Raw genomic sequence first — 13696 nt, forward strand, 5'->3', positions numbered from 1 at the left:
CCTAACAGCACCTCTTACGGACATTTCTCAGAATTCTGTCCTTTCATATCATCAACTAATTATAATTAACTTACTTTTTTAGCTTTAATCATGTGTAAGAAATAGAATGCGACTAATCCTAATAAGGCTACGATAGACATAGCTAAATATAATCCTGAATATCCGATTGAATGTGTGAAGTTACCTAATACATATGGTCCGAATCCTAATCCGAAGTCTAAGCCGATGAAATATGTTGATGTTGCTAATCCCATCGCTTCTACTGGTGATACTTTAACGACTAATGCTTGGAATATAGATTGTAAGTTACCAAATCCTAATCCTATAAATGCACCTGCGATTAATAAGACCGCACCATTGCTTGCAATACTAATTAGGAATAAACCAAGAATTAAACATATAAATGCTGGTATTGTAACGATATTCTCACCGCGTTGGTCCATAATTCTTCCTGTAAATGGTCTTGTAATTAAGACTGCTACTGCATATACAACAAAGAAGAAACTTGCTGCATCTACTAAATGATTTTCTTGTGCGAAGAATTGAATAAATGACAATACTGATGAGTATGCAATACTAACAATCACAACTACGATTGCAATTGGTAAGGCATGTACTGAGAAGAAATCAGTAATTTTAAATCCTTTTTTCTCTTCTGTTTTGACACTCGCCATAACAGGTGTTTCAACTTTCATGAATAGTGACATAACAAATGCTACAACAATAAGTATCGTACAAATTGTAAATAGTCCAGACATTGGAATGTGTTGATATAGTAATAAGCCTATAAATGGTCCGATTGCTGTACCGAGTACCATACTTAAACTATACATACTGATACCTTCACTACGACGTTGCGCTGGTGTGATAAATGCTGCAATTGTTCCTGTAGCTGTACTTGCTACCCCACTTGCAATACCATTTAGAATACGTACGATTAATAACAATGCGAATGATGATGCAGTCACGAGATATAAACCGTTTGTGATAACTAGTAGAATCCCACCGATGACTAACACTTTCTTACTACCTACTATATTGATATATTTACCTGTTAAAAATCTACCAACTAATGATCCAACTATGAATAATCCTGATGCTAGACCAGCCATACTGTCTGAAACACCAAATGTTTCTTTACTATAACCACCTACTGTTACTAATAGTAAGTACATTGATAAAAATATAAAAAAGCTAATAACAAAATTAAATATAAAATCTTTTGTCCAAATCGGTTTCTTAATTTGGTCGTCCATTACTCTGTTTCCTCCTCTATTAAATAACTTCTCAAATTCTCTAAAATCTCTTGTGCCTTATTAAGTTCTGCTTCATCGACACCAACTGCTTGCAGACATTTTTCTTGAAATACACCAATTCTATGATGAATTTCATCGAATTGATTTTGACCTTGCTCAGTTAATGTAAGGAATTTTTCTCTTTTATCTTCTTTACTATTAACTGCTTGAATCAATTCCCGTTCGATTAATTTTTTTATAATTTTACGAGCTGTAGGTTTCTCAATAAAAGAACGCTTAGAAACTTGAACAAGTGTGGTTGGTTGATTATATGCGATATCATGTAACACTTTGTATTGCGCAGTATATAAATCAAAAGGTGCCAATATTTCATTAATATGATGAATATATGGTCGATACAAATTTGTGTAGGAATATAAAAAGTTCTTCATTGTTTTCACCTTTTCTCATAAAAATATAGTTAGCTTTGCTAACTAATACTCAATCATTCTACGCCCATTGTCATGTTATGTCAACACCCATTTACGCTTCTAACAACAATTTTTCAAAAATTTCTATTATAATAAAATTAAACAAATATAAGGAGGAACATGATATGTTAAATGATTTCTATGAAAGATTATCTAAGAAAGAAAACAAAATGATTGAAATCAGAAGATACTTACATGAGTATCCTGAGTTATCTTTTGAAGAAAAAGAGACAGCCCAGTATATTGCTGACTTTTATAAAGATAAGGATGTCACATTACAAACGCATATCGGAGGAGAAGGCATTTACGGTATTAAAGTAACCATTGATTCTGGTAAACCAGGTAAGACGTTAGCGTTACGCGCTGATTTCGATGCTTTACCTATAAAAGAAGATACTGGCCTACCTTTCAGTTCTAAAAATGAAGGTGTCATGCATGCTTGTGGTCATGACGCGCATACTGCATATATGATGGTGCTTGCTGAAACTTTAATTGAAGTGAAAGATCAACTTAAAGGTAAGATTGTCATCATTCACCAACCTGCAGAAGAAAAGCCACCTGGTGGTTCACAATACTTAATTAAAGATGGCATTCTTGATGGCGTTGATAATGTTATCGGCGTCCATGTTATGAGCGCACTTGAAAGTGATCACGTTTATTATAGAGAAGGCAATGTTCAATCAGGTCGAAATATCTTTAAATTAAAAATAACAGGGCGTGGTGGTCATGGTTCTTCACCACATTTAGCAAATGACCCAATTGTTGCAGCAAGTAGCTTTGTTATGTCTGTACAAACAATCGTTTCAAGAAGATTGAATCCATTTGATATGGGCGTTATTTCTATCGGTTCATTTGATGGTAAAGGACAGTTTAATATCATAAAAAATGAAGTTACGCTTGAAGGTGACGTTCGAGGTATGAACGAAGAAACTCTACAACTAATTGAATCAGAAGTTAAACGACTTTCTAAAGGTTTAGAATCTATGTATGGTGTTCAATGTGAACTCGAATACACGAGAGATTATCCGGTTCTATATAATGATCCTGAATTAACGAAACAAGTTGCGAAAGCAATTGAAGCGGCTAATATTCCTGAAGTTAAAAGTGTTGAACGTTGTGAACCACAACCACCATCAGAAGATTTCGCTTACTATGCAAAAGAATTACCTTGTACCTTCTTCTATGTAGGCGCAAGTCCTAAAGATAAAGAAACATTCCCTCATCATCATCCTAAATTTGATATTGATGAAGGTTCTTTACTTATTGCAGCTAAATCAGTCGCTGCTGTTACGTTCGATTATTTAGGTGTTCAATAATCCATTTATTTAACAGATGTTAAGTATTATCACACCAAGTGTAAATTTACCTGACTCATATTTCTTTTTTCTTATTTTATATTTTATACTTTTAAAAAAATAAGGAGTTGAGGGAAGATGAGTCAGACAGATACACTTTTATTATTCGGTTGTACGTTGTTAGTTTGGTTAATGACACCTGGATTAGCATTATTTTACGGAGGATTAGTTCAATCTAAAAATGTTTTAAATACTTCCATGCACAGTATTTCAGCAATTGTTGTTGTAACATTCACATGGGTATTAATAGGATTTTCTATTAGTTTTGGCGGTAACAATTTATGGATAGGTGATTTCTCACACGCATTATTAAACGGTGTTGGATTCACACCTAATGGTAATTTTAGTGAAACCATTCCATTCGCATTATTTATGCTTTTCCAATTAACATTTTGTACCATTGCCGTTTCAATTCTTACTGGTTCAGTAGCTGAAAGAATGAAATTCGGACCATTTTTAATCTTTATGAGTTTATGGGTCATTCTAGTTTATAGCCCAGTAGCACATTGGGTTTGGGGTGGCGGCTGGATTCACAAACTTGGTGCAATAGATTTTGCTGGTGGTACAGTAGTCCATATTTCATCTGGTGTTTCTGGACTCGTACTTGCCCTACTACTCGGTTCTAGAAAACCTAGCAATAAAAAACCACCACATAATTTAGTCATTACTTTAATCGGTGGTATTCTCGTATGGTTCGGTTGGTTTGGCTTTAATACAGGATCAGCACTCACTTTCGATTCAGTTGCCATGCTCGCATTTGTTAATACAATATTAGCATCATGTGCAGGTATTGCCGGTTGGTCTATCTTTGAATATATTCAAAAGAAAAAAGTTACGTTAATCGGAACATTATCAGGAATGTTAGCAGGACTTGTAACGATTACACCAGCAGCAGGTTTTGTCGGTTACGGAAGTGCGATGATTCTAGGAATATTAGGTGGATTCGTTTGTTACTATGTTATCACGCACCTTAAAGTATTACTTAACTATGACGATGCATTAGATGCATTCGGTTTACACGGATTTGGAGGCGTCGTTGGTGCAATAGGAACAGGTCTTTTCCAAAATTCTAGCGTCAACTCAACAATAGCAGACGGTGTATTCTTTGGTGGTGGCATCATGCCAGTTGTCGTACAAATCGTTGCCGTCGTCGTAACAATCGCATTTAGTGGCATCATGACATACATCATCGCTAAAATCATCAGTATCTTTACAACATTAAGAACAGACGAAAAGGCGGAACTAGAAGGCTTAGATACCGTCTTCCATGGCGAAACCGCATATGGATACGAACTCAAACAAGAAAAAGCATAAAAATATATAGCTATAAAAAACAAGCATATCACTTAACTGAACCATTCAGTCATAACGTGATATGCTTGTTTTTGTTTATAATATTTATATCATCTCAAACCACATTATTTAAAATAATCACCATACATCCAATTAAATACCCATTGTAAATTAACCTTTGGCTTAGGTTGAACATCTATAATAGGCTGAAGAATATCCCTCATCTCCTGTTTAACCCGCTTCTCATTCACTTTTCTTAAACTAACATCACTAAAATCCTTCTCCAACACATATTCTATTTTATAAGAATTATTAAAACTATATTGAGTTCTAGCATGATCTACAAAGTCTATATATTCAAATTTATCATTTTTAGTATTAAATTCAATATAAGACTCTAATTCTCCATAATGATTCTTTTTATTTAATTTTTTTACAGTATAATATCTGTAATCATTTAAATAGGAATCTTTATATTGGTATACAAATGAATCATCTTTGGGTTTTTCAATAGAATTTAAATTTTTCATAACCATAATAACTTCTGGATCTATATTAGGGCTATGATCAATATGTTTAGAATAATATACAGAATAGTGTTCCATATGGCTAATTAAAAGGTGTCTAGAAATTAGTAATATTACAATTAGAGGTATAAGATACAAAACCGTTACCTCAAACGTTTTATAAATCGCACGTCTAATAAATTTAAATATTATCATAAATATTCACTTCCAACATTAATATTCATTCCTAAAATAGTCTTTATACCACCAATTAAATACCCATTGTAAATTAACCTTTGGCTTAGGTTGAACATTTATTACAGGTTGAACAATTGAACGTATTTGTTTTTTTACTTCAATTTCATTAATATTTGAAACAGGCTTTTCTAGTCCTCTTTTTTCAATAAATGAAATTAATTTATATTTATCATTAAATAAATATATATCATAATTTTCTATATATTCAATTTCATTTTTGGAATCTCCCATAATTACAGAACGATGATGATCAGGATTTTTTGTATCTTCACTATTAATTCCATCTACTGAATATTTTAAACAATTACCGATTCCATATATACACGTCGGAGAATAAGTTACACCCTCTATCTTTGGAGTTTCTGCTCTAGCTATATTTTTGATTAACATTTCAACTTCTGGGTCTCTTCCTTTGTCATGAGGTATATGTTTAGCATAATAAACGGAATACTTTGAGAAGTTTAAATATAGATATAATGAGAGTATTAATACAACTAACGTCAACCTAAACAGGTTTAGATAAAACGCAAATAATATCCAGACTTTGTACTTTTTTATACTATTCCACATGAATTGCTCACCTAACTTACATAGTTTTCACATCTCTCTTTATATATTATTTTTATATTATATAATCCATTTTCTATTTTCAAGCAAATATATAAAAACCCTATCCATCACGTTGATGGATAGGGTTTAATGGCTATTACTCCGCTTCTTTCTTCTTACGTGGATAGCCTATTATAATAGACACGATACCGCATATGCCTAATAAATATGGATAAAATGAATAAGGTAATAGTGATACTGTTGATATTCCTGCGACGCTTGTTGCTGCTAATACTTGTGCGCCATATGGAATAATTCCTTGTACTGTACTTGCAAATATATCTAATATACTTGCTGATTTTCTGCGATCAATTTGATAATCATCTGCTATTTCTTTTGCGAGTGGTCCTGCTGTAATGATTGAAATTGTGTTGTTAGCTGTTGCTAAATTTGTCACGCTTACTAAACTGGCAATTCCAAATTCTGCACCTCGTTTAGATTTCAAGCGTTTCGTTACGGTATTGAGCAACCATTTGATTCCGCCATGGTATTCTATGAGACCAATCATACCACCGATTAATAATGCGATCATAGAAATATCTTGCATGCCGATAAGTCCGTCTGAGATTGCTTTTAAGTTTTCTGATAGTGTAAATGAGCCGTCTAATAATCCTATTAAACTTGCTACGATGACACCAAGTACTAATACCATCAAAACGTTCATTCCACACAATGCACTAATTAATACAAATAAGTATGGAATGACTTTAATGATACTATAGCCACCTTGGCTAGCATCTGTCATACCTGCATCTTTTGTAACAAACCATAGAATAAGCACTGTTAAGATAGCACCTGGTAATACAATTAAGAAATTCATCTTAAATTTATCGCTCATTTTCGTTTGTTGTGTTCTAACTGCTGCGATGGTTGTATCTGAAATCATTGATAAATTATCGCCGAACATTGCACCGCCTACGACAGTTGCTGTTGTTAAAGCAAGTGAGATATCTGTTGCTTCTGAGATACCTACGCCTACTGGTGCTAATGCTGCTACTGTTCCCATTGATGTACCCATAGCTACTGAAATAAATGCACCAACTATGAATAAACCTGCTAATAAAAACTGTCCGGGAATTAAAGATAATCCTAAATTAACAGTTGAACTTACAGCCCCCATACTTTTAGCTGTTTGACTAAATGCACCTGCCATTAAAAAGACAAATACCATTAATAAAATGTTAGGATGAGCTGCGCCTTTTGTAAATATATCTAATTTTTTAGCTAAAGGCGTCTTTGGATACATGGCACATGCAAAGACTGCTGCAATCAGAATCGCTACATTTAAAGGTAAGTAATTAAAATCTTTCATGATTAATCCAGTACCTATAAACAGCGTTACAAATACGATTAACGGTAATAAAGCTATAAATGATCCTTTATGATTAATTTGATTCATTATTTTCTCCTCTTATATATCTTGAATACTTTAAAAGGGTACAGTACATATTGTTTCTCGTCAAATATTAATTTTTAATTTTACCATTTGATGATTAAATCATCAAAATCAGGTAATATAACTATCATAAGATTAAAGCAAATGTTAAGGGGTTCAATTATGATTATTAGTAATACAATTAATGATTTTTTTAATAACTTTCATTTAAATGAACAGTCGAGGCTTTCATATTTTACAAAGTATCATACAGAGTTTCAGCATGCAGGTTATGATGAACATGTACAATGTCAAAATATCCATCCAACGCTTCTAAAATTAGAACAAGACCTTCCCTTAATTTTAAAAATAAATTCAACATTGGTTCATATTATCTTTGAAGTAAGGCTGAAATTTCTAAAGCAATATCAAACATATTTAAGGCCAGATATTTATTTTCTTGTTGGGACATATAAAGAAGATGCTTCAATTCAATTAGAAGATAACGCACATTTATATTTATTTATAGAATCTCTATGTCATAAATATGATTTATTATACGATGTGATAGCGTATTATTTTGCGAAGTTATACATATATGAAATCATTAAAGAATACTACCCCGAAAAGGTTACGACGACTATTTTGAACAATAAACATGTCATATTAGAAGAAGCGATTGTCTTACATATATTAAAGACGATCAATTATACATATCCTTATAAAGACAGACATGACTTTAAAGACATTCAACAATTAGCTTCTAAACTTGAATCTGAATTAACGACAGAGACCATACTTCAAGTCATTCAAAAATAAAAAATACTTTCATATCCCATTCGTTTAAAAGAATTGGTTATGAAAGTATTTTTGTTTATAAAGTTTTCATTAAATCTCTAATTAATATTGTGATGTTATGTTTTTTAGATTGTTCACTTAAGAAAAGTGCAATGTCTAATTGTTTCTTATCTGTATCATTTAGAATACCCATCTCTAATCGTGATTGCACAATATTATAAACTAATTCGCTATATAACATATATCTATTCGATTTAATCGTAATATCTAATGCAGATTGTGCATAAGCTAAACATCTGTCATAAGCTTTTTCATTCGAGTAGATATTAGATAATGTATATAACAATTTGATTTGATAATTATCGTCTACATTATAGCGTTTAGCAATTTCTAAACCTTGTTCTAGTGATGACTTTGCTTTTTCATTTTCATTCTGTCTATAGTAGTAAATTGCGCGCGTATTACAGATAGAAACTTGTAATTTCTCATACATATTATGATCCATTAAACGATAAGCTTCTTCTATTAGTTGTAGAGATTGTTCAACATCATCATGCTTATAAAAAGTAATAATCGATCTTACCCACTTCGAAGCAGCAATTTCATCTGTTGAACTATTAGATAAATAATTGCCATCTATAATAGGTATTAGAGCATCATAATCACGCTCTTCTAACAATCTTTCTATTACTTTTAACTTCTGTTCTAATTGTGTATCTAACTCATCGCCAATGTATAAATAGTCCATACTACAATTTAATCTTCTTGAAATGTTAAATAGTAGTTGAGATCCCGGTTGTAATTCATTCTTTTCTATTTTTGAAATTTGACTTTGAGTCGCAATACCTTGCGCTAAATTCTGTTGAGATAGCTTTAAATCTATTCTCCTTTGTTTGACACGTTCTCCTAATTTCATATATAACGCTCCCCGTATTCAGTTATCGAATTAACATGTTTGAATAACCCACGCTATGCATATCATCTGGTATCGGTGTTGCTGTGCATATTTGTCCCGTCAAATATACACGACCTTGATTCATAAGCATTTTACGATGTATCATATGTTTCGGATTCTGCATGTTAATGTCCTCCTCTTTATTTTAAGTCTCAATGTGTGAAAATACAATTATTTTATCCAGTTACGCCTACTGAATTCCAAGCATTGACCACTTGTTGTACTTCTGTTGAGTTTGCACCATATAAATCAGATGCTGCTTGTTTTAACGCAAATTTAGCATCTAAGAATGAAGAGTTTGAACTTAAGTATTGTGTTAAAGCTCTATAATAGATGTCTTCTGATTTTTCTTTTCCAATTTTAGTAATTGTTAAATAAGCTGCTTTATTCGGTATACCACTATTAATATGCACGCCACCATAGTCACCTTGTTCAGTATTTGGCAAGTTCTGATAATTATTCATATGTGCAGGTTGATTATATTGTTCTGGATTAGAAAGACTTCTTAATCCATCACCTGGTTTACCTGGTGTGTATGCATCTTCTCCCATTAACCAGTCTTCAGGGTCAACGAAGTAACCAAACACATCTGACATTGATTCATTTAAAGCACCTGGTTGATTCTCATATACAAGATTTGCACTATGTTCTGTAACAGCATGTGTTAATTCATGTGCAACAACATCATCTGCAGCTGATAATGATGTAAATGTTCTACCATCTCCATCTCCATACACCATGTATTGGCCATTCCAAAAGGCATTATTATAATTTCTATCAAAATGAACAATAGAATTAATTTCTGCACCGTTTCCATCATAACTATCTCTATTGTGTGTGTTTAAATAGTAATCATATGTTTTAGCAGCATTAAAATGGGCATCCACTCCTGCAGCTTGATTTTTACTATTAAAGTTTGTATCCGTATCTGTCATAAGTGAAAAGCTAGACGTACCATTCTTTGCATCATAAGTATGGATTGTTCCAGAATGTGTTTCATCTTGTAAACCATAACCATTGCTTATTTTTGTTAAATTGAGTGGCTTTTTAGTATCCCCATTAACACCTACACCACTTCCGGCAATATGTTCAATTTTATTTTTCTTACTTACAACTTCACCAGTCTCAGCATCAATTTTAATTTCCCAACGTGCTGGTTTAGGATCTAAATAAATAATTTCAACATTATAGACTAATTTTTTCTTTTCAGCATTGATCACTAGTTCATCTTTGTTAACGACTTTTTGTCCTTTAATATTTTTCACTTCATTTTGACTTACGCCGATACTTTCAAAAGCTTTATTAACCGCTTCATCTTTAGATAAACTTTGTTTATTTGTATATGTAACTTTTTCTGTATTGACATCCCCATTGACGAGCTCTAATTCTTGATTATCATTGGTATGTATCTTGACTTCTTTATCTTCGACAACGTAGTTATCTACTTTAGGTTTTAAAGTATAATGCGTATATCCTAAGTTATCTTTAAATTCATTTGCTACTTCAAATTGTTTGTAACTTTTCTTAATATTTGGATTGCTTGGTAACTGACTCAAAATCTCTTGCGCTTCAGCTTTTGTGTTTATTTCTTGTTTAGGAATTGATTTTAATTCCTTTTGATCTAAAGGACTACTTTCTTTCGCACTAGCCACATTTGATAATCCTAAAGTCAAAGCCATAACTGAAGTAAAACCTACTGATAAAATTTTTTTCGATCGATACATTTAATCCACCCCTATATATTTTTAGAATAAGTACAATTTAATTATATATAACATGAAGTATAAAGTCATTATAAAAAGTGTAATTTTATATTACATATAGAATATCCACATATATTAATTTGATTTGCTACATTTTGATTTAACGACATACTTACACTAAAATATATATAATGAAAGCTTTAAAGGAGGATGCTGATGTTTACAATTATTAAAAATGGTGATGTATATTCACCGAACTATAAGGGTCAGCAATCGATACTTATTCAAGGGCGATCTATTATTAAAATCGGAGATATAGATATTGAATTAATAAAGCAACTGGATCCAAACTTAAAGATCATCGATGCTACAGGATATACGGTTATGCCTGGGATTATAGACCCACATATTCATTTGCTTGGAGGTGGCGGAGAAGCGAGTTATGTGACGCGAACGCCAGAAGTTCAATTAACAAATTTAATATCAAATGGTATTACAAGCGTAGTTGGCTTAATAGGTACAGATGGTATTTCTAGAACACTAACGAGTTTATATGCAAAGGCTCAAGCATTAGAAGCTGAAGGTGTCTCTACATATATGTACACAGGTAATTATCACTTGCCCGTTACTACAATTACAAACTCCATCAAAGAAGATTTGTTTTTAATTGATAAAGTGATTGGCACTGGTGAGATTGCTATAAATGATTTCAGATCATCTATTCCAACAATTGAAGAACTTGCAAGAATTGTGGCTGACACAACAGTAGGCGGAATGCTAAGTGGAAAAGCTGGTGTAACACATTTTCATATAGGTACAGGCAAACATAAACTGAAACAAATTCATGACCTAATCGATCATTTTGATGTTAAACCGAACAAACTATATGTGACACATTTTGATAAAGGGATAGATTTGTTAGAAGAAGGTATTTCATTAAGTCATAAAGGTGTGTATGTTGACTTAACAGCAAGTTCAAATACTGTAGAATACGTCAATTATTACCGAGCACATGGAGGAGACATCTCGAAGTTGACGGTTTCTTCAGATGGACATGGCAGTTTACCTAAATTCGATAAACACAATCAACTTGTAGGTTATGATGTTGCAAAATGCAGCACGCTAACAGACCAATTATTTAATTTATTGGTACAAGACTCGAACTGGGAAGAAGTAATTGCTTTATTTACTTCTAATGTCGCAAACGTATTAACACTACATCATAAAGGTCATATCGAAGAACACTATGATGCAGATATATTAATAATTAATCCGAAAAAGAAACAAATAAAAGATGTATTTGCAAAAGGACAACATATGCTTTCAGATTATCAAATGATTAGAAAAGGTATGTTTGAATAAAATACAAAACAAGCAGGGACAAAAATTTGTCCCTGCTTATTTACACTTCCTATTTAAATTCCATCTATAAATTCTACGGAATCAAGCTCTATTTGCTCCCCATCTTCTTTACGTTTTTTAATATGGAATTCTCCCCATTTACATAAGTGCTCTAGTAATTCATTTAGTGTACTACCATATTCTGATATCTCGTATTCAACTTTTGGTGGTACTTGTTGATATACAATTCGATTAATAATGCCATCTTTTTCTAATTCTCTTAATTGTTGCGTTAACATTTTTTGTGTAATTTGCGGAATAGCTTTTTTAAGTTCAGATGTTCGCATTGTTCCATGCTTTAAATGACACAGTATCACTGGCTTCCATTTACCGCCAATGACATCTATTGTTGCTTCTACACCAATATTATATTCCGTAACTTCCATCATGATTCCTCCCTAAGGCACTTTTTAGTACCTATATGACTTTAAAGTGCGTACTTCCTATTTGTCTTATTACGTTTTAAAATATCACATATCTTATAACAAAGGAAGGAATATAAAAATTGAAAAACAAATTTTCGAATCAACTCGCACTTATATCACTTGCTATCTCAGCTTTTGCTATTGGTTCTACTGAATTTATTAGCGTAGGATTACTCCCATTAATTAAAGATGCCTTTGATGTGACAATCCCATTAGCAGGACTTACTGTATCTTTATATGCTATTGGTGTTACAGTTGGCGCACCTATCTTAACGCCTTTAACAAACAATATGAAAAGAAAGAATGTTTTAATACTCATTATGGTTGTGTTTATTATTGCTAATGTATTTGCAGGACTTGCAACATCATTTAGTTTATTACTCGCTATGAGAGTGCTTAGTGCTTTCTCACATGGTGTATTCATGTCTATTGCAACAACCATTGCAGCTGACTTAGTCCCTGCGCATAAACGCTCAAGTGCCATCGCCATGATGTTTACAGGTTTAACAGTTGCAACGATTACAGGTGTCCCATTTGGTACTTGGGTCGGTCAAAACTTCGGTTACGAAATGTCATTCTATACGATTGCTTTGATAGGACTCATTAGTTTAATCGCAAATATATCATTCGTTCCAAAAAATTTAACAGAATATGAGCAAGCACCTATTATTAAACAACTTGCTATCTTTAAAAACAAACCGCTTATGTCTATTTATTTAATTACAGCGCTTGGCTATGGTGGTACATTTGTTGTTTACACTTATATGACTGAAATTTTAACGAATATATTAGGTTATGACTCAAATAGTATTGTCATTATTTTAATATTGTATGGTGTGATGGTTGCGATTGGTAATACATTAGGTGGAAAATTAACGAACCATGCGCCAACGAAATCATTAACGATTATTTTTCTTTTACAAGCATTAACGTTATTACTTGTTGGATTTACGATACATTTTCATGTAGTTGGCCTTATCAGTATATTATTAATGGGACTATTCGCATTTATGAATGTTCCCGGGTTACAACTTATTGTCGTACTTTTTGCTGGACGTAATAGTAAAGAAACTGTCAATTTCGCTTCAAGTTTAAACATCTCTGCATTTAACATAGGTATTACACTTGGTTCTGTTATCGGTGGATTTATATTAAACCACTTAACACTATCTAGCACGCCTTATTTCGCATTTATCATGGTGCTTGTAGCAAGTATTTTAATGTTTGTCGTTAACAAGCATGAAACAGCTGAACCTTTACAAACAACTTAATAATAATAAAAAAGCGAGAAA

14 protein-coding genes are annotated in these 13696 nt (G+C 32.4%); 5 read left to right on the forward strand and 9 right to left on the reverse strand.

The genetic code is table 11. The annotated features are described in order from the left end of the window. Positions 1-65: 65 nt before the first annotated feature. Together LQ622_RS08480 and LQ622_RS08485 are read right to left on the reverse strand one after the other, a co-directional pair. Complete coding sequence (locus LQ622_RS08480) at positions 66-1256, reverse strand: MFS transporter (protein ID WP_037589097.1); 1191 nt, start codon at positions 1254-1256, stop codon at positions 66-68. Then, on the reverse strand, positions 1256-1687 hold the full coding sequence (locus tag LQ622_RS08485) for a MarR family winged helix-turn-helix transcriptional regulator (RefSeq protein ID WP_239762063.1): 432 nt from the start codon (positions 1685-1687) through the stop codon (positions 1256-1258). The genes LQ622_RS08480 and LQ622_RS08485 overlap by 1 nt, the downstream gene beginning before the upstream one ends. 164 nt (positions 1688-1851) lie before the next feature. Between LQ622_RS08485 and LQ622_RS08490 the strand changes: the two genes are divergently transcribed. Both LQ622_RS08490 and LQ622_RS08495 read left to right on the forward strand, forming a co-directional pair. Then, positions 1852-3042 (forward strand): M20 family metallopeptidase, encoded by a 1191-nt coding sequence (locus LQ622_RS08490; protein ID WP_239762062.1) that lies wholly within the window; start codon positions 1852-1854, stop codon positions 3040-3042. Positions 3043-3159: 117 nt separating this feature from the next. Continuing rightward, positions 3160-4395, forward strand: coding sequence for an ammonium transporter (locus LQ622_RS08495; protein ID WP_078354974.1), 1236 nt, complete (start codon positions 3160-3162; stop codon positions 4393-4395). Positions 4396-4499: 104 nt separating this feature from the next. Here LQ622_RS08495 and LQ622_RS08500 read toward each other — a convergent pair whose 3' ends face one another. The 3 genes from LQ622_RS08500 to LQ622_RS08510 form a co-directional block, all read right to left on the reverse strand. Further along, complete coding sequence (locus LQ622_RS08500; protein WP_204255529.1) at positions 4500-5096, reverse strand: hypothetical protein; 597 nt, start codon at positions 5094-5096, stop codon at positions 4500-4502. An 18-nt stretch (positions 5097-5114) separates the two neighbouring features. Further along, the gene (locus tag LQ622_RS08505) at positions 5115-5708 is read right to left on the reverse strand and encodes a hypothetical protein (RefSeq protein ID WP_196308140.1); all 594 of its coding nucleotides are present in this window, start codon (positions 5706-5708) and stop codon (positions 5115-5117) included. 136 nt (positions 5709-5844) lie between these two features. Further along, the gene (locus LQ622_RS08510; protein WP_239762061.1) at positions 5845-7146 is read right to left on the reverse strand and encodes a Na+/H+ antiporter NhaC family protein; all 1302 of its coding nucleotides are present in this window, start codon (positions 7144-7146) and stop codon (positions 5845-5847) included. Positions 7147-7305: 159 nt separating this feature from the next. Between LQ622_RS08510 and LQ622_RS08515 the strand changes: the two genes are divergently transcribed. Beyond that, positions 7306-7941, forward strand: a complete 636-nt coding sequence (locus LQ622_RS08515; RefSeq protein WP_239762060.1) for a hypothetical protein — start codon at positions 7306-7308, stop codon at positions 7939-7941. Between the two features lie 55 nt (positions 7942-7996). On the opposite strand, the gene LQ622_RS08520 is transcribed toward LQ622_RS08515, so the two are convergent. The 3 genes from LQ622_RS08520 to LQ622_RS08530 are packed head-to-tail and all read right to left on the reverse strand — an operon-like array spanning position 7997 to position 10599. Then, complete coding sequence (locus tag LQ622_RS08520) at positions 7997-8836, reverse strand: helix-turn-helix domain-containing protein (protein ID WP_037589104.1); 840 nt, start codon at positions 8834-8836, stop codon at positions 7997-7999. 22 nt (positions 8837-8858) lie between these two features. Further along, a complete protein-coding gene (locus LQ622_RS08525; RefSeq protein WP_159315477.1) occupies positions 8859-8999 on the reverse strand; it encodes a hypothetical protein in 141 nt (46 codons plus the stop codon). 52 nt (positions 9000-9051) lie between these two features. After that, a complete protein-coding gene (locus LQ622_RS08530) occupies positions 9052-10599 on the reverse strand; it encodes a M4 family metallopeptidase (RefSeq protein WP_481817223.1) in 1548 nt (515 codons plus the stop codon). Between the two features lie 195 nt (positions 10600-10794). On the opposite strand from LQ622_RS08530, the gene iadA reads away from it, so the two are divergent. Further along, positions 10795-11940, forward strand: coding sequence for a beta-aspartyl-peptidase (gene iadA / locus LQ622_RS08535; RefSeq protein ID WP_239762059.1), 1146 nt, complete (start codon positions 10795-10797; stop codon positions 11938-11940). 53 nt (positions 11941-11993) lie between these two features. Here iadA and LQ622_RS08540 read toward each other — a convergent pair whose 3' ends face one another. After that, positions 11994-12365 carry a winged helix-turn-helix transcriptional regulator gene (locus LQ622_RS08540; RefSeq protein WP_239774934.1) on the reverse strand — a complete coding sequence of 124 codons (372 nt, stop codon included), beginning with the start codon at positions 12363-12365 and terminating at the stop codon, positions 11994-11996. Between the two features lie 119 nt (positions 12366-12484). Here LQ622_RS08540 and LQ622_RS08545 point away from each other — a divergent pair, with 119 nt between their 5' ends. Continuing rightward, positions 12485-13675, forward strand: a complete 1191-nt coding sequence (locus LQ622_RS08545; RefSeq protein WP_239762058.1) for an MFS transporter — start codon at positions 12485-12487, stop codon at positions 13673-13675. Positions 13676-13696: the final 21 nt, after the last annotated feature.

Origin of the sequence: Mammaliicoccus sp. N-M50 (assembly GCF_022386995.1) — a bacterium.
Taxonomy (GTDB): Bacteria; Bacillota; Bacilli; order Staphylococcales; family Staphylococcaceae; genus Mammaliicoccus; species Mammaliicoccus sciuri_A.